Origin of the sequence: uncultured Pontibacter sp., assembly GCF_947499215.1 — a bacterium.
Classification (GTDB): Bacteria; Bacteroidota; Bacteroidia; order Cytophagales; family Hymenobacteraceae; genus Pontibacter.
Genome location: NZ_CANMNI010000002.1, coordinates 794014 through 814055, shown reverse-complemented (window position 1 = coordinate 814055; position 20042 = coordinate 794014). Strand labels below are relative to the sequence as shown.

Below are 20042 nucleotides of genomic sequence, written 5' to 3'. Positions count from 1 at the left end.
TTTTATTAGGCAGGTATACCTTCTTATTAGCGTTGAACCACCAGTTTCTGGATATGGGTGTGGCCGCCAAAGCGCACACGCAACAGGTAAATTCCCGAAGCGCGGTTAGAGATGTCAATGGTAGACTCATAGAAACCGTTGAACCGCTCTACCTTGCCTGTATAGATCAAGTTGCCCATCATATCTGTTACGTCTAAAAGCAGGTCCTCTCGCTGCTCTGTTTCAAACTGTATCTTAAAGATGCCACTGCTTGGGTTAGGTGAGGCTACGAGCTCCTTCTTCAGTTCGCGACCATCCGCTTGGTAAGCGAAGGTATAGCTCTCAGACATAGGAGAGACACAGCCTTTCCACTGGGCCTGAACGCTATAGTCTCCACTGTAGATCGGCGTAATGGTCTGCTGGGTAGCTCCTTGTATAGGTTTGCCATCAAGGAACCATTGGTTGCCCGAAGTGGCACTTGATTTCAAACTAAGGCCTTCACGTGCTACCATCGGCATAGCAATAGGCGTACCTGTTTCAAGTGGTACCTCTACGCGCGGGCTGCTGCAGCCAACTGCCCTTACTTGTAAGTCATAGAAATAATAGTAGAAAGATGGGTTATTAGCTGTGTTTCCATTGATAGTGAACACATTGGGAACACCAAATGGGTAGCCCTTAACACCTGCGTTGTTTCTGAAAATAGTTGCGCCGTCCTCATAAGTAATTCCAATATTATAAGTGCCCGCTTCAGGTAGTACTAGACCTAGGTTGTACACCTCACCTTGGTCATTAGGGTCGTCTGGCTGCTCTCCTGCAGCCGGGGTAGTGCGTGTAGCAGTTACGTTCAGTGTTCTAACCGATACAGGGGCCCCATCAGTGTCATAAACGGTAAACGTTATCTTGCCCGAGTTTCCAATATAGAGTCGGGCACTTTCGAGTACCATGGGAGCACCTGTCGAAACAATAACATCTGGTGTGAACTGATGATAATTACCAGCACTACCTTGGGTTTTAGCTGATAGTCCTACAGTAGCGGAAAAGTCGTTTAGGGAGGCATAAACTGTAGTGCCAGCAGCGGCAGCCGTGATTCTCGCACTATTGCCGGCGGCAATCGGAGTGCTGCTGGTCGCGGAGCTATACCAGTAGATAGTCCCGTCACCGGTTCCAGTCAGAGTATAGTTCGGTTCATTGCCACAGCGTGTAGCCACTACTTGCGGTGCCTCAGTGGGGGGGGCTACAGCAAAAGATTGTGTAGCTTGGTTATTACTTGATATGGCATCGTTTGCAAGCCCTGAGGTGGCGATCAGTTCATAAGTCGCTCCGGCCTCTGTTTCGAAGTTACCGGTCAGCACTAGCTCATCTGATGCATTTGCGCTTAGCGAACGGGAATAAGTGCCGTTTAGGGTGGCAACCTCTGTGCCGCCCTTAAGAACACGTAAGGTAACTGGGATATTAGTGAGAGTATTTAAGCCATTGTTCAAAAGTTTAACCAAAAACCGTTGACTAGTTCCTGCGCACAGAGATGCGCCAGCTGGGTTTACATCAAGCACTGCGATATCTATTCTAGGCTTTACGAACTGCACCGCATAGTCCTGAGTTTCACCTCGGGAATAAGTGCCGCAAGACATGATTGTACTGGCATCAGCTGTTTCCACCATAACGATACGGAGGCGGGTGCTCATGCCAATCTCTACGTTTGCCGGTGCTGTAACTGACGCTTCAAATACAGCTGTACCATTAATCACATTTGATACGGCCGCTTCCTCGCCCGGATCCGTAAAGCTGCCATTCCTATTCCAGTCTACATATACCTTAGCTATCTTACCCGTACTGGCTCCGCATGATCCAAGTTCAAAAGAAAGAGTTTTGGTTTGGTTAGGCTCAAAACCAAGAATTGATTCCATTTGATTGCGGTATGTAGAGCAGCCATCGTAGGTTGTTGTAATACCGTTAAATACGAGTTTTGTAATGCGGGAACCAGTATCAGAAGTCGCCGCACTGGCACAATAAGTCTGGCCTCCTATGCCGCTTACTAATAAAGAGTAAGCTTGCGGCCCCTTTTGCATGGTGCCTTTGTGAGAAACGGTAATCGAATATGTTTCGCCTTGTATAGCATTAGGAATAAGGATTTGCTCTACATTGTCGCGAATGTTATCGCCGCGCTTAGCCGCATCTGAGGGCTTTTCAGGGTCTAGGGTCCATGGTAGGGAAGTCGTGCCTTTATGAGAAACACGCAAATCGAGGTCATTTGTAAGGCGCGGAGCGCGATTATTCAGGTTGCTGGTAGTTGCTGCATGTGCTGTTCCTTCAGGATCAGTCCAAGAAATGGTAACCGTTAACGGGCCCGTGCCCGACGCAACAACGTCAAGGCGATAGGTCTGCCCCTGTGCTAAGCTGTTTTCACTGATAAGATGCGTTTTCTGTTTATTGGAAATTACGTTGGCAGCACGTTCAGCATTAAGCAGCCCCCAGCCGAAAATGTAATCAGGACCCGGGGCGCTGCCGGCTTCGTCGGCGGTGTGTATAGCAAGGCCTTTTAGGGTGGCGGCACGCATTAGCTTGCCTTTATTCAGATTAGAGTAGTGCTCCTGCAGGAGCAGTAGTGTGCCCGATACGTTCGGCGCCGCCATCGAGGTGCCACTTAGTGCGCTATAAGACTTGTCACTTCCGCTAGTAGAGGAAAGTACCGATACGCCATTACCTACAATATCTGGTTTAATGCGTCCATCGTCGGTAGGTCCAAAACTGCTGAAAGAAGAGATGATTACATCTGTGGGCTGTTTATACCCCCCAGTAATTGCGCTTACAGCTCCTACTGTCAGTATGTTTTTGGCATTGCCGTAAGTAGATATGGCATCGTAGCTATCGTTACTGCTCATATTGGCAGGGCGTTGTGGCACCAGTACGAAGGAGCCGCTGGCGTTGCGCTTCATAAAAGGCTTTCCGATTTCCGGTCCTCTTTCGCCGCGGTTATTACCACCAGACTTCACGATCAGAAAATAAGGCGCATTATACGCAATGCGGTCCCAACTAACAGCGGTCTCATCATAAAACCCGAACTTATAGTCCTCGGTCTCGCTTATAGAAGGGTGACCCCACCACTCCCAGAATGGGTCCTCATTCGTTCCTTTCCGCTCTGAGTTGTAGCGCCATCCGGCAATCGTGCCATAAGAATGGTTTGATACCAGCATTTCCATTCTGCCCGCTTCAGCTATCTCGGCGGTATTGTTATTGAAATCATAAGCTTGCAGCTTCTTAAACCCGAAGGCCATACCTTTGGCTAGGGCGTTATGGCCAGAAGCGATCATAGTGCCCGCTACGTGGGTGGCATGGTCATTAAGCTTTGTGGCATTGTCCATCTGTTCCACCCGGCCGCGCAGCTCAATATGAGACTCCCGCACTAGGCCGCCATCCCATACTCCCAGCTTTTCAGATACAGCATCACCAGCACCACTTAGGTTCAAGCCTAGCCTTCCACCGGCCCATAACTGGTCGGTTCGGGTTGTAGCAGCTGCATAGCTATTGTTATAGGTGATGTAGTAGACAGGCATGCCTGTGGCATCTAGCCCCTGCAGCGAAATATGAGTACCGTCTTTGTAGGTTTTTTCTATTTCCCACCCATTCTTTTTGGCAAGCGCAATGGCGGTGGCTCTTTTGGCTTTATAGTTCTGGTCCTCTTCCGCCGCAATACGGCCCAACTCTTGCACATTAGCGCGACCTTTCAATATACCGGTCTCCTGCGCCATACCTGCGGTAGCCGTTAACAAGGCCGTGGCCGTCAGCCATAGGCTCAATAGTCTCATAAAAATAGTAATAGGTAGAAGTTTAGAATCACCAATATAACTAAAAGTGAATTAAAGGCAAAGTTGTTCAAAGTGCATGCAATATTTTGCAATAAATTAGAGTTTAACCATACTATATCCTGTGTTAAATAAAAAGCGCCTCGGTTGAATGCCAAGGCGCTTTTTTATATAATGTAAAGGAGGAATTATTTTTTAAGGTACTTCGCAAAATCTTTTGCGAAGTACGAAAGAATGATGTCTGCCCCGGCCCGCTTAATGCTCAGCAAGCTCTCCAGCATGGCTTTTTCTCCGTCGATCCAGCCTTTCAGTCCTGCGGCTTTCACCATGGCATATTCCCCGCTCACATTATAGGCGGCGATGGGTAGGTGTGAGTTGTCGCGCAGCAATTTGATAATGTCCAGATAAGCCAATGCAGGTTTCACCATCAGGTAATCGGCACCTTCTTCGGTGTCCAACGCAGCTTCTATCAAAGCCTCGCGGCTGTTAGCCGGGTTCATCTGGTAGGTTTTCTTATCACCCATTTTCGGGGCTGAGTCCAAGGCGTCGCGGAACGGGCCGTAGAACGCACTCGCATACTTGGCGGTATAGCTCATGATGCCCACTTTGTGGAAGCCGTTTTCGTCGAGCACGCGGCGGATGTGCCCTACGCGACCGTCCATCATATCCGAAGGGCCTACAATATCGGCGCCGGCCTGCGCTTGCGTGAGCGCCATTTTACCTAGTACCTCTAATGTCTCGTCGTTCACAATCTCACCGTTTATTACAATGCCGTCGTGCCCGTCAGAGCTGTAGGGGTCCATTGCGACGTCGGTCATGAGCACTACCTCTGGGAAGTTCTTCTTGATCTCGCGAATGGCTCTTGGGAACAAGCCGTCTGGGTTCTCGCTTTCCTTGGCGTACTTGTCTTTCAGGTTTTCCGGGATGCTCGGGAAAGGGGCGAAAGCTTTGATGCCGAGGTCCACGCAAGAGGCTACCTCGTCGAGGAGCGTGTCAACAGAGTAGCGGTTGATGCCCGGCATGGAGTTCACTTCTATTTTCTGGTTTTGCCCCTCTATGATGAAAAGCGGAAAAATGAAGTCGTTCAGCTCTAGTGCGGTTTCCTGCACCATGCTGCGGATGACTTCGTTATAGCGGTTTCGTCTTGGTCTTTTGGTGATCATAGTATAGCGCTTGCTCTAAAATGCTTCAAAATAGGTATACGGCAAAGGTACGGCTTATACGGAGGAATTAGAAATACTACTCCACGTTCTCTGAGTCGCCCCGGTCAAAATCCTCCAGCAGCCGTTTTGCCTCCTGTTCATCATGGCCAGAAATAATAAGCTTAACCGGGTTGAAGCCACCGGAAGCCACCTGAAAAGGAGCAATGCTCCCCATGTGCTCGTTCTCCATAAAGACATAAATACCGTGGTTTTCGAGCATATTCTTTATGACGGCTGCTCGGTGAAAGTCGCCGGAGAAAATAACGATAGGTTTAGTTTGGTCTGATTTTGTCATGTTTTCAAAGCTGTTGTTATACTAAAGCTACCGAATTTCAGTCAGAACTGCAGGACAGAGATGAATAAAAAGCAAAAAGGCGAAGCCGCTACAGCCTCGCCTTTCATACTTTGTTTCAGGTATATCTGACTTAGAAGTTCATCACCACTCTGTCAATAATATCGCAGCACTCGTGCAGCTGCTCTTCGGTCATCACCAGTGGCGGAGCGAAACGGATAATGTCGCCGTGCGTTGGCTTGGCGAGCAGGCCGTTCTCCTTCAGTTCCACGCACACGTCCCAAGCGGTACGGCCATCGGCTGCCGGCTCTATCACAATGGCGTTTAGTAAGCCACGACCTCTTACAAGGGTTACCACTTCCGGGCGCTTGGCCTTGAGTTGGTTCATGCGGTCCCGGAAGATCTCGCCCAACTTATAAGCGTTCTCTACCAAGTCCTCTTCTTTAATTACCTCTAAAGCGGCAATGGCTACCGCGGCGGCCATCGGGTTACCGCCAAAAGTAGAACCGTGCTCGCCCGGCTGTATACAAAGCATAATGTCGTCATCTGCCAGTACGCAAGACACCGGCAGCACACCTCCCGAAAGGGCCTTGCCCAGAATCAGGATATCTGCTTTCACGTCGTCGTAGTAGCTGGCCAGCATTTTGCCGGTACGGGCTATACCTGTCTGAATCTCGTCGGCCATGAGCAGCACGTTGTACTCTTTGCAAAGCGCATGCGCTTTGGCTAAGTAACCCTCCTGTGGCACCACGACACCCGCTTCGCCCTGTATTGGCTCCACAAGGAAACCGCACACGTTCGGGTTTTCTTTCAGGGCCGTTTCCAGCGCCTCGAGATCATCATAAGGTATCACTTTGAAGCCCGGCATATACGGTCCGAAGCCTTTGGTGGAATCCGGGTCGGTGGAGAAGGAGATGATGCCCGTGGTGCGGCCATGGAAATTGCGTTCCACCACAATGATCTCGGCGTTGTGCGAGGCAATTCCTTTTTTCAGATAACCCCACTTGCGGGCCAGTTTGATGGCGGTCTCCACGGCCTCGGCACCGGAGTTCATGTAAAGCGATTTGTCGTAGCCAAACAACTCGCAAATGTACTTCTCGGCTATACCTAGCTTGTCGTTGTAGAAGGCGCGGGAAGTAAGCGTGAGCTGCTGCGCCTGCTCGATCAGGGCGTTGATAATGTGTGGGTGGCAGTGGCCTTGGTTCACGGCGCTGTAGGCCGACAGGAAGTCATAGTAGCGTTTACCTTCTACGTCCCAGAGGTGTACGCCTTCGCCTTTGTTCAGCACCACCGGCAGCGGGTGGTAGTTGTGGGCACCGTACTTGTCTTCTGTTTCGATAGCCTGTTGGCTGGAGGTGATGGATAGCGTGCTCATAGTTTATAGATTTAAAGCTGTTGTCCGGAAAAGGGCAGAGCTGCGCCACAGGCTGCGGCTCCGGACCTATATTTACCGGGATTCTGATGATTGGTTGTAAATATAGCAAAAACAGCCTGAATTATAGTTTTGTAGGAGATCGAGGCTAGTCGTGCCCGGCTCCGCCTTTCAGGCATTGTCTGAACACAGAGAAAAAGCCTTCCGGGTCGTACTCAGCATAGATGTTGGTCATGATACCCAATTGGTTGTCATCTGTCCGAAAACCGTATACCTCTTCTTCGCCGCTCTGTACGGCAGGGGAGGGCACGACATAGCGCTCGAGCAGAGTGAGCTGGGCAGGGGAGATGGACTTGCTTAGTTCGGAGCAGTATACCCGCTGGTGCTGTATGCTAAAGGTATTCACAAAACCGCGGGAACGCAACACGTTGACGGCCTCGCTTAAGTTGTTGAAACGGGACATGGCTTATGATTATAGGTTGTGAAATCGCAATAAGGGGCATCAAATTGTTTAACGTATGGCATGCGCAAGGGAGGAGGGTGAAGGTGAATTTTTGGTGAACGGCTTTAAATTGCCGATATTTGGCATTCGAAAAGGAGTATAGTAGTGAGTGATCTGAAGGAAGGAGAGGATTTTTACTTTGAGCGCGGCCTGATGGTGCTAACGGCAAAGTACTTGCTCAAGCGCGGGTATTGTTGCAAGAATGCCTGCCGAAACTGCCCCTATGGCTTTACAAAAAAGAAGAAAGAGGACGAGGCGAAGAACACGGGTAAAGTATAAACAACCTGTTTAAAGGGCCTTAGCAGCTATATTAGAGCATGTTTTGTTAAAATTATCTGCTATGCCTTTGACATTCTGTATCTTTTTGTAGATATTTGCACCCCTATTGAAATAATTTAGAAGAAAATACAAGATGGCACGAGTTTGCGATTTAACCGGAAAGAGAGTACAAGTAGGAAATAACGTTTCTCACGCTAACAATAAGACAAAGCGTAAGTTCTATCCGAACCTTCAGAAGAAACGTTTCTACATCCCTGAGGAAGATGCTTGGGTAACCCTTAAAGTATCAACTTCAGCATTGAGAACAATCAACAAGAACGGCATCTCTGCAGTACTGAAGAAGGCTGTTGAGCAGGGCTACATTATGTACTAATGGCAGCCTTCCGGCTGTGTGCACTGTTAGTCTGGCTGTCGTTTACGGCAGCAGCGCAACCGCACGCAGGCTCGGGAAAGCCATCTGATACTTTAGATAAAGAGTTTCACCGGCAACGGAGAGAGGTGTTGCGGCAACAGCTGCCCCCTCGCTCCGTTGCCGTTCTTTTTGCCAGTCCCGTGCGCAACCGCGCCAACGACGTAGACTTTTACTACCATCCCGATCCGGACCTGTACTACCTCACGGGGTATAAAGAGCCGAACGCGGTGCTTTTGCTTTTTCAGAGCCCGCAGAACGTGAACGGCAAGCAGGTGCAGGAAGTGCTCTTCGTGCAACCCGGCGACGAGATGGAAGAACTCTGGAACGGCAAGCGACTGGGAGTGGATGGCGCTGCAAAAGAGCTGGGTATAGCCACGCTCGCCAATACTGACTTCGCTGGCTTCAAACTCGATACTGCCAACCTGCAGCACATCCTGATTAGGGAATTGCCGCACGATGTGCGCGATGATGCCGCTGACGAAGCCGACCTGTACAGTTTGCTTGGGCAGTTCAGAACGAAGGTAAATTACCCTGCGAACTTCAGCGCTACCCGCAGCATGCTGTATGGCATTGTGCGAGAGCATGGCTTGGCGCAGGCCGAAGGGGTGGCTGCCTATATACAGGAAGCCACACAACGGGAGCCTGCTTTGCAAAGCGACAAGGCCTTGCAGGGCTATCTGCAGGCCAAAGACATGCGTGCCCGCACCAAAGCCGTGGCTGCTATACCTAAGCAAAAGCTTGACGCTTTCTCGCTAGACCAAGTGTTGGACCAACTGCGGGAAGTAAAAACCGAGGAGGAGATCAAGCTTCTGAGAAAAGCCGTGAGCATGTCGGCTATCGGGCAAATCGAGGTGATGAAAGCCATGAAGCCGGGCATGTCTGAGATGGAAGTGCAGGGTATACACGAGTTTGTTTTCAAGAAGTACGGCGCCCAGCACGTGGGCTACCCGAGCATAGTAGGGGCCGGCAACAATGGCTGTGTGCTGCATTATATTTCCAGCGCCAAACCAGCCATTCCGGGTCAGGAACTGGTGCTGATGGATGTGGGTGCCGAGTATTTGGGCTATACCGCCGACGTGACCCGCACCATACCTGCCAACGGCAAGTTCACGAAAGAACAAAAGGCCATTTACGAACTGGTGCTAATGGCGCAGGAAGCTGGTTTTCAGCAATGCAAGGTGGGGAACGCTTTTGGGGCACCGCACCAAGCCGCGCAGGAAGTCATAGCCGAAGGATTGGTGAAGCTAGGAGTCATTAAGAACAGAGCAGAGGCACAGCGCTATTTCCCGCACGGCACTTCCCATTATCTGGGACTCGATGTGCACGATCGTGGCAGCTTCGGACCTTTCCAAGCGAACACGGTAATCACGGTAGAGCCGGGCATTTACATACCCGAGGGCAGTCCTTGCGACAAGAAGTGGTGGGGTATTGGTGTGCGTATAGAAGACGACATTCTGATTACCGAAAAGGGATGGGAAAACCTGTCGAAACAGGCACCGCGCACAGTAGAGGAAATAGAGAAAACAATGGCCCAGCCCAGCGCGTTGGATGGTTTTAAGCTTCCAAGGCTGGATTAAATGGTCTACAGGCAAGGTATAAAGCCTGTCTGCGAGAGCCTTGAAAAAGCTTCTGCAGAAAAATTTATACTTTGTTTGTAATTAGAGATTTAAGCTTGTATATTTGCAGTCCTAAATAAAAATTTACTGTTGAGATGGCTAAAAAAGCAAAAGGTAATAGAATCCAGGTAATTATGGAGTGCACAGAGCATAAAGCGACTGGCATGCCTGGAACTTCAAGGTACATCACTACCAAAAACAGAAAGAATACTGCTGAGCGTTTAGAGCTTAAGAAGTATAACCCTGTGTTGAAAAAAGTAACTGTACATAAAGAAATTAAATAACCATGGCTAAGAAGGTAGTTGCAACCCTAAAGACCGCTACAGGTAAAGATTGGGCAAAAGTGATCAAAGCCGTTAAGTCTCCAAAAACTGGTGCTTACAGCTTTAAAGAAGAGATGGTGCCTGTTGACAAAGTACAGGAGTTCCTTAAGAAGTAATTAAGCCTACTCTACTATACATAGATAGAATACATGAAAAAGTCCCTTTGCTGGGACTTTTTTAGTATATTACCGTATCACACCGAGATAGTCTCACCCTACAAAACACGCAAATGGGAATTTTTGACTTTTTCAGCAAAGAGCAGAAGAAAGAATCGCTCGATAAAGGTCTTGAGAAAACCAAAACCAGCTTTTTCGGGCAATTGAGCAAAGCAGTCGTTGGTAAATCCACGGTAGACGTGGAGGTGCTCGACGAACTGGAGGAAATTCTGGTGCATGCGGACGTGGGCGTAGAGACGACGGTGAAGATCATTGACCGCATTGAGAAGCGTGTGGCCCGCGACAAGTACGTGAGCACAAGCGAACTTGACAAAATTCTGCGTGAAGAGATTGCCGCCTTGCTCGGAGAAAACCGTGCCGGTGACGGCGCTAACTTTGATCTGCCGGCAGGTATAAAGCCTTACGTGATCATGGTGGTAGGTGTGAACGGCGTGGGTAAAACCACGACTATCGGCAAACTCGCATCGCAGTTTCATAAAGCCGGCAAAAAAGTCGTGCTGGGAGCCGCTGATACGTTCCGTGCCGCCGCCGTGGATCAGCTGATCATCTGGGGCGATCGTGTAGGCGTGCCGGTGATTTCGCATGGTATGAACACCGATCCAGCCTCTGTGGCCTATGATGCCGTAAAGAAAGGTGTGGATATTGGTGCGGATGTCGTGATCATCGACACAGCAGGTCGACTGCACAATAAAGTGGGCCTGATGAACGAGCTTTCGAAAATCAAGCGTGTGATGCAGAAGATCACGGTAGACACACCGCACGAGGTGTTGCTGGTACTTGATGGCAGTACAGGCCAGAACGCCCTGCTTCAGGCACGTGAGTTCACCAAAGCTACCGATGTGACAGCACTAGCTATTACAAAGCTGGACGGTACGGCTAAAGGCGGTGTGGTAATCGGTATATCAGACGAGTTTAAGATTCCGGTGAAGTACATCGGGGTAGGCGAGAAGATTGAAGACCTGCAGTTGTTCGACAAGAACCAGTTCGTGGAGTCGTTCTTCTCCCGCAAATAGATATTTGCTGTTATCTGTATGGGGAAATTGCTGTTGATAGGGATGTCGCTGTTGCTGACTGTTTGTAATGGTACTCAAGGTACGTCAGGACAGGAGGGCGAAGCGCAAGAAACGCAGCAGGAGTTGAAAACGCAAACAGGCCAGCAGATGCAGATAAAACAAGGTATAAAGGGGCAAATACTCTGGGAAGCTGGCAACCAAATGCCATCCCCGGACGCCCCAACTAGCAGCGGCCGTCGTGGCGTGGAGCGCACGGTATACATTTACGAACTGACTAACAGTTCACAAACCACATCCAAAGACGGTGTTTTCCATACCGCGATTCAGACCAAGCTGATTACACAAGTAAAGACAGACGCTAACGGCAATTTTGCTGTTCGACTGGAGCCCGGCAGGTATAGCCTCTTCACAAAAGAGGAAGACGGACTGTTTGCCAACCTTTTCGACGGAGACATGAACATCTTTCCGGTGGAGGTGCAAGAGGACGAAGTAACTACCGTAGAGTTTTTGGTTAACTATAACGCATTTTACTAATCTGTTCTGCGGTTACTGGCCACTTTGCAATACACTTGAAAAAACCTTATCCTGCAGAAAACCATCTGTATAGTCTACAAAGACTGAACAGGAGGTAAACCTACATCTGCAAAAGCTATAAACAACCTTACTTAAAAAGGCTTACTCTTAAATGAAGGTATGTTTATGGCTGAAAGAGATGACAAGATGATGACGATGGTGTATGAGGAAAACACCGGTATCATGAGTGTGAAATGGTCGGATGAGCTGAGCGTAGAGTCAGGCCAGTTTCAAGAGACCATGGTTTCTTTGTTTAGCACGATCGTGGAGAAGAACGTGAGCAACCTCATAGTGGACTCGGGAACCCCGGCCGGTGGCGTGCTCACCGAAGAAGTCATTTCCCGTTTCATTCAACACATCCCCAATACCCCCTTGCGTAATATCGCCATTCTGGAATCGACGGACTACCTGTGGGATTATAACCTGTTGCAGGTAATCAAACTTCTTATAAGCAATTACGATCTGCCTATTGCGGTTGAATTGATGAAGGGAAGCGCAGCTGCGGCCAAATGGTTCGCTTCAATGGCGGCTAATCAACCCCACTAAGCGGTGCATCTGGCTGTCGTGCATACCTCCATCCCAAACAAAACCAACCACACTACAGCGTGCCGTTCTTTTATTACCTAAACATGTTGTACTTTTGCAGTTCATTTGCCCAAACGAACTAATGCGCAGCCGCATTGGTTTTGAATGATTGGGAATTATCGCGCTAATACATAGATAAGTGAAAGTAAGAAGTTTAAAGAAAGACAAGGTAAACGTCATCACACTGGGTTGTTCTAAAAACCTAGTGGATTCGGAAGTGCTGATGGGGCAGTTGCGTGCCAACGAGTTTGACGTGGCGCACGAGTCTGAAAAAGACGATTCAAATATTATCATCGTGAACACCTGCGGCTTTATCGACAATGCCAAGCAGGAGTCCATCGACACTATACTGCGTTACGCCGAAGCCAAGGAAGCAGGGCAGATCGACAAGCTATACGTAACGGGCTGTCTGTCGCAACGCTACAAAGACTCTCTGGAAGCAGAGATTCCGCAAGTGGACGCCTATTTTGGTACGCTGGAGATGCCGCAGCTTCTTAAAAAGCTGGAGGCTGACTACAAGCACGAACTCATCGGTGAACGACTCATCACGACGCCTTCGCATTACGCTTACTTCAAAATAGCCGAGGGTTGCAACCGGCCTTGCTCTTTCTGTGCCATCCCTTTGATGCGCGGCAAGCACGTGGACCGTCCGATTGAGGATCTGGTGCGCGAAGCTAAGCGACTGGCTAGCATGGGTACGAAAGAACTGATCCTGATTGCACAGGACCTGACCTACTATGGCTTGCAGCACTACGGCGAGCGCAAGCTGGCGGATTTGCTTCGTAACCTGTCGGATGTGGAAGGTATAGACTGGATCCGCATGCAGTACGCTTACCCCTCGCAGTTCCCAATGGAGGTGTTTGACGTGATGAACGAGCGCGAGAACATTTGCAAGTACTTGGATATGCCACTGCAACACGTATCGGACAACATGCTCAAGACCATGCGCCGTGGCATCAGCAAGCGCCGCACCATCGAGTTGGTGGACCAGATTCGTCAGCGTGTGCCAGACATCGCTTTGCGTACCACGCTTATCGCCGGCCACCCAGGTGAAACCGATCAGGATTTTCAAGAGCTATACGATTGGGTAGAAGAAACCCGCTTTGAGCGTTTGGGTATTTTCACTTACTCGCACGAAGAAAACACGCATTCCCATACTTTAGAGGACAATGTGCCGGACGAGGTGAAGCAGGAGCGTGCCGATGCCATTATGGAGTTGCAGCAAGGTATATCGGTAGAACTGAACGAAGAGAAAGTGGGCAAGACCAACAAAGTGCTGTTCGACCGCAAAGAGAGCGGCTACTTCGTGGGCCGTACCCAGTACGACTCCCCTGAGGTAGACAACGAGGTACTCGTGCCAGCCGACAGTCAGTACGTGCGCCTAGGCGACTTTGCCAACGTGAAAATCACCGACGCTTCAGACTTCGACCTGTACGGAGAAGTAGTTCTCTAAGCGCTAAAAGATAGAAATATTGAAAGCCCTACAGGTATAGCCTGTGGGGCTTTTTACTTTGTGAAGCCTTTAGTAAAGTAAAATGATGTGAGCCGAAGCAGCCTCTAGTCTCTTGCAGAATGAATAAGTATAAGCAGGCGTTAGAAGTCTGGTAGCTTATTATTTCAAGACATATTTGCTCAGTACCTTGTAAGCTTCATTCACGTTGTCGCCTTTTCGGAACTCCTGCTTAATGGTAGGAGTGGCCTCACCCGTCAGCCAGATCTTTAGTTCAGCGTCGAAGTCGAGCATACCCGCACTCTCTTTCGAAAACATCTTGATGCTACTATAAGGCACGCTCTGATATTCAATTTTAGAGCCGGTAAGACCCTGTTTATTCACCACAATCAGCCGCTTGTTCGTAAACACGAGCATGTCACGAATCAGGCGGAAAGCCTTTTCAATGTTTTCATCGTCGAGCAGTATCGGTTGAAATTCTTTGGTGAGTTTCTCTACAGGCACCGCCGAGGCATGACCCATCAATCCGTTTAGTAATCCCATACAATATTTACGGTTAAGTTTTAAGTTCTGAATTCGGAGCTAATGCATTTACAGGCTAGCTATCCTGTGCATGTATACTCACCCCTGCCCCTCCCAAGAGGGGATTTTTCTAGCAGTGGCCTGTTCCCCTCCTCGGAGGGGTAGATTGATAACGGCGAATAAGCAGCTATTTGCCCAAGTGCTTATACGCAAAGATCATCGCATGGCTATGAAAGCGCAAGGGTATGCGATCTAAAAATTTGATTCCGTCCCCTTATATCGGCTTTCTATCGTATCAGCTATATATCGAAAATAAAAAACACGTACTTTGTGACGCAACATTGGCGCAGGTGCGTGGTTATACCGTGCAGGTATAGCCGCACAGCGCAGGCCACAAAGAATAGCAGATGGAAGTAACTGATATGAAAATAACGAAGGTAGCGTATGCCGACACGGGCGCTTTCTCCCAAACAATAGCCGATTACTTGTCCCAAAGCGAAAAGCTGCAGACTTTCTATCACCGCTTCCCGACGCTGGAGGCTTTTGGCGAACAAATCAAAGAGAAGCAATTCACGGAAGCCCAGCGCCACACCTTGTATCAGGCTTTGCGGGAGCAATATGGCTCCGTAGCCGATGTGCATCCCGCAGTGCAGCAAAGTCTGGAACTGTTGCGGCAGCCCAACACCTATACCGTAACTACAGGGCACCAGCTCAATATCTTCACAGGTCCGCTATACTTTGTGTATAAGATTGTAACGGCCATTAACACCTGCCGGCAGTTGCAGGCAGCTTACCCGGATTACAATTTTGTGCCCGTGTACTGGATGGCCACCGAAGATCACGATTTCGCGGAGATCAACCATTTCAATCTATTTGGCAAGCGCTATGCTTGGGAGTCGGAGCAAACTGGGGCCGTGGGCCGCTTCTCAACAGCCGGACTTGACAAGGTGCTGGAAGAACTGCCGGAGGCTTTCCCGATTTTTGAAGAGGCTTACCGTAACAGCAAAACACTGGCCGACGCGACGCGTGCCATCACGCATGCGCTGTTTGGGGAGTATGGCTTGGTGAGCATCGATGGCGACCACAAAGAACTCAAGAAGGCGCTTATACCTGTGGTGGAGAAAGAGCTTGCCGAGCAGTTGTCGAATAAACTGGTGGAAGAGGCCAACGCAGAATTGGAGCAACTGGGGTATAAGCCGCAGGTGTTTTCGCGCGAGATCAACCTGTTTTATTTGCAGGAGGGCATAAGGGGGCGAATTGTGCAGGCCGATGATACCTATAAAGTGCTCAACACGGACATCAGCTTTACAGAACAGGAAATGCTGCAAGAACTTCAGCAGCACCCGGAGCGCTTCAGCCCGAACGTGATTCTGCGTCCGCTTTTTGAAGAGATGGTGTTGCCAAACCTAGCCTACATTGGCGGCGGTGCCGAGGTGGCATACTGGTTCCAGCTGCGCAAAGTATTCGAAGCTTATCAAGTTACGTTCCCGATCATCATGCTGCGCAATTCGGCGCTTTACATCAGCAAGCCTAACGCCAGCCGCATGCACAAGCTAGGCCTGCAGCCGCTTGACTTGTTTCAGGATTACCAAGAGCTCAAAAAGCAACTCTCGTCGCAGCTGCACGATGCCGAAATAAACCTAGAGACCCAGCGCGATGCCGTGGCCAAGGCATTTAAACAGGTAGAGGAGCTTGCCGAAGGTATAGACCCGACACTGATGCGGGCTGTGGCGGCCGAACAGCAAAAAGCTTGTAACTCGCTGCAAATGCTCGAGAAGAAACTCTCCAAAGCCCGCGACAGCAAACACGAGCAAACCTTCAAACAGCTCGAGAACCTGAAAGACAAGCTCTTCCCGAACGGCAGTCTGCAGGAGCGTCAGGATAACCTACTCTCGTATCAGACCAATCACCCGAACTTTATACCTGCGCTGGTGGAGGCTTTTGATCCGCTGGAGTTCAAGTTCACGATACTGGAGGAGGAGTAATGCATAAAGCCGAGCTGCGCAAAACCATGCTGCAACGCCGTCGGGCCCTGTCCATCGACGAAGTGGCCGTTCGGAGCCAGCACATTGCCGATTTGTTTTTCAAGCATTTCCCGCCCAAAGCAGGGCAGACGGTGCACGTGTTTTTGCCCATCATCAAAAACAACGAAGTGAATACGTGGGCCATCATAGAGCGGCTGCGGTTGGAGCATCCTGAGGTGCGGGTGGTCGTGCCCGTGACCGATGCTGAACAAAACGTGCTTACCCATCACCACCTGACCGAAGAGTCGGTGCTGGTGGAAAATGCGTGGGGTATACCGGAGCCGAAAGATGCCCAGATTGTGCATGCTAACGAGGTAGACGTAGTACTGATTCCTTTGCTGGCTTTTGATAGGCAGGGCCATCGGGTAGGGTATGGCAAGGGCTTCTACGATCGCTTTCTGGCTGACTGCCGCCCCGATGTAATCAAGATAGGGCTATCGCTGGAGCCACCCGTGGAGCGCATAGCTGACCCCAATATTTATGACGTACCGCTGGACTATGCCGTCATGCCCGAAGGGGTTTGGCCAGCGTGATCATTTCTCTTCGATAGCTTCCTGCTTGCCTTCCTGAATTGTCTCGGTTGCTTCCTCCTGTGTCGTATCGTCGGCCTTTGGTTCCTCCTGCTCATACTCATTCTCCGGAGCAAAGCTTAACTCAATGTAGATTGGGAAGTGATCGGAGTCAATATTGCGCAACCGCTCGATACGTACCAGTTTAAAGTGGTCTGAGTGAAAAATATGGTCCAAGGGCCAGCGCAGTACTGGGTATTTCGCATTGAACGTGTTATAAAATCCACGTCCAATCCGGGGATCAAGCAGGCCGCTTACTTCTTGGAACAGCTTGGTAGTGCGTGACCAAGCCACGTCATTAAAGTCACCTGCCACTACTACCGGGTACTGGGAGCTTTCAATATCACGGGCAACCAGCACAATCTCGGCGTCACGTTTTCTTGAGTTCGGGTCTTCGGTGGGTACAGGGGGCTTGGGATGCACGTTATGCAGCTCCACCCACATACCGTTGCGCAACTGCACAAAAGTCTTGATGGAGGGAATGTCGTCGTCCAGCAAGTAGCTCACCTTTTGCTGGCGCAACGGCAGCTTGCTATAGAGGTGCATGCCATAGGTGTTGCTTAGCGGCACTTCCACCCGGTATGGATATTCCTGTGTGGCTGGCTGCATGCCGAGTTGCCAAGCCGAATCTGACTCAAGCAACAAGAGTATATCCGGCTCTTTTTCCTGTGTAAGTCGAATCAGTTCGCCATAGCTTTCATTTTCCATCAGCACATTGGCCACCAGTATACTTAGTCTGGAGTCAGTTGGCGCGTCTACATCCGCGCGCTTCACTTGGTTAGCCGCCGGTCGGGTATAGGGGTAGATCTGAAAGGTTTGGTAAACAATGGCTGCTGCCAGCGAAACCAGCAACAACTTGTCTCGCTTACGGTGACGGGTGCCCAGCCATAGGTATAGTACGAATACGAGCAGGGCAAGCACAAGTAACTGCATGCGCGGATAGTCAAACACCCGCACATACCATTGTGGCGCGTCTAGTAGTGGCAGAGCGGTGGCCAGCACGGCAAAGGTGCCGAGTGCCTGAAGCGTTATTTTCGCTGCGTCTTTCATGGGTGCTAAGAGTGAGGTATGGCAGCGGATCTGTTTATTCTAAATAGTAGCATCTTGTATGCTCAGCATTACGCATTTGCGTGCGGGATGTTTATTAGCGCCTTCCTATATTGAATTGGAGGGTACGCAAAGGTGCAAAAAACACAGGCCCTCCCGGATCATCCAAGAGGGCCTGTGCTTTATATTGTTGCAAATGCTATTACTTCTTTTTCTTTCCTTTAGAGAGACTCTTTAAATGAGTCACCGGCCCGAACTCGGCCTGCTCAATGGTTCTGCCACCGAGGTAGATCTTACGCAGCTGCACCTCTACAGGAGCCATAGTGCGTGTCATTTCAGAAGAGATCACCTTGGCGTAAAACTCGCGGGCCTCCAGTACTGCGCCTCTTTCAAACTTGTGCTTCGACTCATGTTTGTTTACCGGCAAGCCAGGTATCACCTGATACGTCGTGCACACTACTTCATACTTCGCCTTAAATGGAGTTACCAAAGGCTTAACTGCTTTTTGTAATAATTTCTTCATGTGGTCCTGTTGATTTGCTTTCATTGCTAATAGACAATGCAAAATAAGACTTAATTCCAGAAATAAAACAATTATTCTGGCTGCGACATGAAAAAATATAGTGAAAATAACTTATATACGACTAGTTTATACTTTATTAATACAGAGTCCTGTTTTAAAACGCTCAGTACAAATAAGTTGTGACTAATTAAAGCTGGCATCCAGCGTATAAGGTAGCCTGATTAGTTTTTTGGAGCAAAGGTGAGCAAATCATAACCCGTTGATATACTATTTGTTATGCAGATGATTTTGCAGCACCTTTTACGCTTATTTCTTTTCTAATAGGCGTTCTATATCCGGTGTTATTTTCTCTGGTTTGGTGATGGGGGCGAAGCGTTTCACGGGCTTTCCATTGGCATCGATCAGGAATTTGGTGAAGTTCCACTTCACACGGCTACCCAGTAGTCCACCGAGTTCTGACTTCAGGTATCTGAACACAGGGTGCGCATTGTTGCCGTTTACGTCCACTTTCTCCATCATCGGGAAACTCACGCCGTAGTTCACCATACAGCCTTGCTCAATTTCTTCTTTGCCGCCCGGCTCTTGGTTGCCGAACTGGTTGCAGGGAAATCCCAGCACTACCAAACCATTGTCCTTGTACTTTCGGTACAGCTCTTCCAGTCCTTCGTATTGTGGTGTGAAACCGCAATTGCTGGCCGTGTTTACCACCAACACTACTTTGCCTTTAAAGTCTTCCATATTGACTTCTTTGCCCTGCAGTGATGTGGCGGATAGATGATAGAATTCGCTTTCCCTGTTTTTTGTGCTCATGATGTATTTCTTGTTGAGGTATAATCGGTTCGGTTTATACCTCAACCGAAATCTGTGGAAAAGGTTTTACTCGACAGGCTTAAGGCCGCGCGTCATCTCACGCTTGCCCGGAGGGCCAGGCAGGGCCTCCACCTCAAAGCCCGCTGCACGCAAGCTACGCTTAAAAGAGCCTTTGGCGCAGTAAGTCACCAGCACGCCGCCCGGTCGGGTCGCTTTATAAAGCTTGGCAAACATCTCATCTGACCAAAGCTCCGGCTGCTTTTCCGGCGCGAAGGCGTCGAAGTAGATCAGGTCGTAGTAGGCTTGCGGTGCCACGAACTCTTCGAGCGTTTCATGTATCTTTTGAAGTGTGAAGTAGGGGATCACATCCACCGGCTCATTCCAAGGGGCTTTGTGCAGTTCCATAAACACCTCCTGCAGTTCGGGGTTCAGGATTACTTTGTCGAAATGAAGCTGTTCCACCACGTCTATGCCCAGCGGAAACTTCTCCAGCGTGTCGTACTGAATGAATGCTTTCTGAGCGAGGGCAAAAGGGTAGGTGAGGATGGCGTTGAGGCCAGTGCCGAAGCCAACTTCCAGTATTTTGATGTCTTTGCGGAGATTGAGCACATGCTCCAAGCCGTGCTTAATAAAGACATGCTGCGACTCCTGCAAAGCGCCATGCACCGAGTGGTAGTGCTCGTTCAGTTCGGGCACATACAGGGTGTTGGAGCCGTCTTTGGTCTGCCTGATTTCGAGATGCATGATTATTTATTTACTTTACAAATGTAAGCAATGCTTTGGCCTGTCCGCAACAATAATGAAGAATTAAGAATGAGGAATTATGAATTATTAATGAATGATGAGTAATGAATAATCTCTCTTGATTAAAAGGATAAATTGATAAGCACTAGAACTGAAAGCAAAGCTATACCCGTTCAGATTAGGCTGGGTTTCGCGACAATCAACGATCAACAATTAGTAGTCAACAACT

At 49.4% G+C, this 20042-nt stretch carries 21 protein-coding genes; 11 read left to right on the top strand and 10 right to left on the bottom strand.

Translation table 11 applies throughout. From position 1 onward, the window contains the following. Positions 1-26: 26 nt before the first annotated feature. The 5 genes from Q1A04_RS11685 to Q1A04_RS11665 all read right to left on the bottom strand — a co-directional run bounded on the left by Q1A04_RS11685 (position 27) and on the right by Q1A04_RS11665 (position 7108). Positions 27-3782, bottom strand: a complete 3756-nt coding sequence (locus tag Q1A04_RS11685; protein WP_299705758.1) for a S8 family serine peptidase — start codon at positions 3780-3782, stop codon at positions 27-29. Between the two features lie 185 nt (positions 3783-3967). Further along, positions 3968-4942, bottom strand: coding sequence for a porphobilinogen synthase (hemB, locus tag Q1A04_RS11680; RefSeq protein ID WP_299705755.1), 975 nt, complete (start codon positions 4940-4942; stop codon positions 3968-3970). Positions 4943-5018: 76 nt separating this feature from the next. Then, positions 5019-5276 carry a DUF2007 domain-containing protein gene (locus tag Q1A04_RS11675; protein ID WP_299705752.1) on the bottom strand — a complete coding sequence of 86 codons (258 nt, stop codon included), beginning with the start codon at positions 5274-5276 and terminating at the stop codon, positions 5019-5021. A gap of 130 nt (positions 5277-5406) precedes the next feature. Continuing rightward, on the bottom strand, positions 5407-6648 hold the full coding sequence (gene rocD, locus Q1A04_RS11670) for an ornithine--oxo-acid transaminase (protein WP_299705749.1): 1242 nt from the start codon (positions 6646-6648) through the stop codon (positions 5407-5409). Positions 6649-6793: 145 nt separating this feature from the next. Further along, a complete protein-coding gene (locus Q1A04_RS11665) occupies positions 6794-7108 on the bottom strand; it encodes a hypothetical protein (RefSeq protein WP_299705746.1) in 315 nt (104 codons plus the stop codon). Positions 7109-7252: 144 nt separating this feature from the next. On the opposite strand from Q1A04_RS11665, the gene Q1A04_RS11660 reads away from it, so the two are divergent. The 9 genes from Q1A04_RS11660 (at position 7253) to rimO (ending at position 13577) form a co-directional block, all read left to right on the top strand. Then, the gene (locus tag Q1A04_RS11660; protein ID WP_299705743.1) at positions 7253-7426 is read left to right on the top strand and encodes a DUF5522 domain-containing protein; all 174 of its coding nucleotides are present in this window, start codon (positions 7253-7255) and stop codon (positions 7424-7426) included. Positions 7427-7559: 133 nt separating this feature from the next. After that, entirely contained in the window at positions 7560-7799 is a 240-nt protein-coding gene (gene rpmB, locus Q1A04_RS11655) for a 50S ribosomal protein L28 (RefSeq protein ID WP_018476578.1), read from the top strand. Then, the gene (locus Q1A04_RS11650) at positions 7799-9415 is read left to right on the top strand and encodes an aminopeptidase P family protein (RefSeq protein WP_299705740.1); all 1617 of its coding nucleotides are present in this window, start codon (positions 7799-7801) and stop codon (positions 9413-9415) included. Before rpmB ends, Q1A04_RS11650 begins: the two co-directional genes overlap by 1 nt. Before the next feature lie 134 nt (positions 9416-9549). Beyond that, a complete protein-coding gene (rpmG, locus tag Q1A04_RS11645; protein WP_007652246.1) occupies positions 9550-9738 on the top strand; it encodes a 50S ribosomal protein L33 in 189 nt (62 codons plus the stop codon). 2 nt (positions 9739-9740) lie between these two features. After that, positions 9741-9893, top strand: coding sequence for a DUF4295 domain-containing protein (locus Q1A04_RS11640; protein WP_007652248.1), 153 nt, complete (start codon positions 9741-9743; stop codon positions 9891-9893). 113 nt (positions 9894-10006) lie between these two features. Then, positions 10007-10966 carry a signal recognition particle-docking protein FtsY gene (gene ftsY / locus Q1A04_RS11635; RefSeq protein ID WP_299705730.1) on the top strand — a complete coding sequence of 320 codons (960 nt, stop codon included), beginning with the start codon at positions 10007-10009 and terminating at the stop codon, positions 10964-10966. A gap of 18 nt (positions 10967-10984) precedes the next feature. Then, entirely contained in the window at positions 10985-11500 is a 516-nt protein-coding gene (locus Q1A04_RS11630; RefSeq protein ID WP_299705727.1) for a carboxypeptidase regulatory-like domain-containing protein, read from the top strand. Between the two features lie 165 nt (positions 11501-11665). Continuing rightward, on the top strand, positions 11666-12085 hold the full coding sequence (locus tag Q1A04_RS11625; RefSeq protein ID WP_299705724.1) for a hypothetical protein: 420 nt from the start codon (positions 11666-11668) through the stop codon (positions 12083-12085). A 178-nt stretch (positions 12086-12263) separates the two neighbouring features. Next, positions 12264-13577 carry a 30S ribosomal protein S12 methylthiotransferase RimO gene (gene rimO / locus Q1A04_RS11620; RefSeq protein WP_299705721.1) on the top strand — a complete coding sequence of 438 codons (1314 nt, stop codon included), beginning with the start codon at positions 12264-12266 and terminating at the stop codon, positions 13575-13577. A 159-nt stretch (positions 13578-13736) separates the two neighbouring features. Here the strand turns inward: rimO and Q1A04_RS11615 are convergent, their stop codons facing one another. Then, positions 13737-14117, bottom strand: coding sequence for a PH domain-containing protein (locus Q1A04_RS11615; RefSeq protein WP_299705718.1), 381 nt, complete (start codon positions 14115-14117; stop codon positions 13737-13739). Between the two features lie 401 nt (positions 14118-14518). On the opposite strand from Q1A04_RS11615, the gene bshC reads away from it, so the two are divergent. Both bshC and Q1A04_RS11605 read left to right on the top strand, forming a co-directional pair. After that, complete coding sequence (bshC, locus tag Q1A04_RS11610; RefSeq protein WP_299705715.1) at positions 14519-16081, top strand: bacillithiol biosynthesis cysteine-adding enzyme BshC; 1563 nt, start codon at positions 14519-14521, stop codon at positions 16079-16081. Then, on the top strand, positions 16081-16653 hold the full coding sequence (locus Q1A04_RS11605) for a 5-formyltetrahydrofolate cyclo-ligase (RefSeq protein WP_299705712.1): 573 nt from the start codon (positions 16081-16083) through the stop codon (positions 16651-16653). The genes bshC and Q1A04_RS11605 overlap by 1 nt, the downstream gene beginning before the upstream one ends. Here the strand turns inward: Q1A04_RS11605 and Q1A04_RS11600 are convergent, their stop codons facing one another. The 4 genes from Q1A04_RS11600 to mnmD form a co-directional block, all read right to left on the bottom strand. Then, the gene (locus tag Q1A04_RS11600) at positions 16654-17739 is read right to left on the bottom strand and encodes an endonuclease/exonuclease/phosphatase family protein (RefSeq protein WP_299705709.1); all 1086 of its coding nucleotides are present in this window, start codon (positions 17737-17739) and stop codon (positions 16654-16656) included. It lies immediately after the preceding gene. Between the two features lie 199 nt (positions 17740-17938). Next, positions 17939-18259 (bottom strand): hypothetical protein, encoded by a 321-nt coding sequence (locus tag Q1A04_RS11595; RefSeq protein WP_299705706.1) that lies wholly within the window; start codon positions 18257-18259, stop codon positions 17939-17941. Positions 18260-18565: 306 nt separating this feature from the next. Beyond that, entirely contained in the window at positions 18566-19069 is a 504-nt protein-coding gene (locus Q1A04_RS11590) for a glutathione peroxidase (protein ID WP_299705703.1), read from the bottom strand. A 66-nt stretch (positions 19070-19135) separates the two neighbouring features. Beyond that, complete coding sequence (mnmD, locus tag Q1A04_RS11585; RefSeq protein WP_299705700.1) at positions 19136-19813, bottom strand: tRNA (5-methylaminomethyl-2-thiouridine)(34)-methyltransferase MnmD; 678 nt, start codon at positions 19811-19813, stop codon at positions 19136-19138. Positions 19814-20042: the final 229 nt, after the last annotated feature.

Excerpts from the sequence above, each read along its gene's own strand:
- Q1A04_RS11600 (WP_299705709.1), bottom strand. The coding sequence starts at position 17,739 with ATGAAAGACGCAGCGAAAATAACGCTTCAGGCACTCGGCACCTTTGCC.
- Q1A04_RS11625 (WP_299705724.1), top strand. The coding sequence starts at position 11,666 with ATGGCTGAAAGAGATGACAAGATGATGACGATGGTGTATGAGGAAAAC.
- Q1A04_RS11590 (WP_299705703.1), bottom strand. The coding sequence starts at position 19,069 with ATGAGCACAAAAAACAGGGAAAGCGAATTCTATCATCTATCCGCCACA.
- Q1A04_RS11640 (WP_007652248.1), top strand. The coding sequence starts at position 9,741 with ATGGCTAAGAAGGTAGTTGCAACCCTAAAGACCGCTACAGGTAAAGAT.
- bshC (WP_299705715.1), top strand. The coding sequence starts at position 14,519 with ATGAAAATAACGAAGGTAGCGTATGCCGACACGGGCGCTTTCTCCCAA.
- Q1A04_RS11665 (WP_299705746.1), bottom strand. The coding sequence starts at position 7,108 with ATGTCCCGTTTCAACAACTTAAGCGAGGCCGTCAACGTGTTGCGTTCC.
- Q1A04_RS11675 (WP_299705752.1), bottom strand. The coding sequence starts at position 5,276 with ATGACAAAATCAGACCAAACTAAACCTATCGTTATTTTCTCCGGCGAC.
- Q1A04_RS11650 (WP_299705740.1), top strand. The coding sequence starts at position 7,799 with ATGGCAGCCTTCCGGCTGTGTGCACTGTTAGTCTGGCTGTCGTTTACG.
- Q1A04_RS11630 (WP_299705727.1), top strand. The coding sequence starts at position 10,985 with ATGGGGAAATTGCTGTTGATAGGGATGTCGCTGTTGCTGACTGTTTGT.
- ftsY (WP_299705730.1), top strand. The coding sequence starts at position 10,007 with ATGGGAATTTTTGACTTTTTCAGCAAAGAGCAGAAGAAAGAATCGCTC.
- rpmB (WP_018476578.1), top strand. The coding sequence starts at position 7,560 with ATGGCACGAGTTTGCGATTTAACCGGAAAGAGAGTACAAGTAGGAAAT.
- Q1A04_RS11595 (WP_299705706.1), bottom strand. The coding sequence starts at position 18,259 with ATGAAGAAATTATTACAAAAAGCAGTTAAGCCTTTGGTAACTCCATTT.
- Q1A04_RS11605 (WP_299705712.1), top strand. The coding sequence starts at position 16,081 with ATGCATAAAGCCGAGCTGCGCAAAACCATGCTGCAACGCCGTCGGGCC.
- Q1A04_RS11615 (WP_299705718.1), bottom strand. The coding sequence starts at position 14,117 with ATGGGATTACTAAACGGATTGATGGGTCATGCCTCGGCGGTGCCTGTA.
- rocD (WP_299705749.1), bottom strand. The coding sequence starts at position 6,648 with ATGAGCACGCTATCCATCACCTCCAGCCAACAGGCTATCGAAACAGAA.
- hemB (WP_299705755.1), bottom strand. The coding sequence starts at position 4,942 with ATGATCACCAAAAGACCAAGACGAAACCGCTATAACGAAGTCATCCGC.
- mnmD (WP_299705700.1), bottom strand. The coding sequence starts at position 19,813 with ATGCATCTCGAAATCAGGCAGACCAAAGACGGCTCCAACACCCTGTAT.
- rpmG (WP_007652246.1), top strand. The coding sequence starts at position 9,550 with ATGGCTAAAAAAGCAAAAGGTAATAGAATCCAGGTAATTATGGAGTGC.
- Q1A04_RS11685 (WP_299705758.1), bottom strand. The coding sequence starts at position 3,782 with ATGAGACTATTGAGCCTATGGCTGACGGCCACGGCCTTGTTAACGGCT.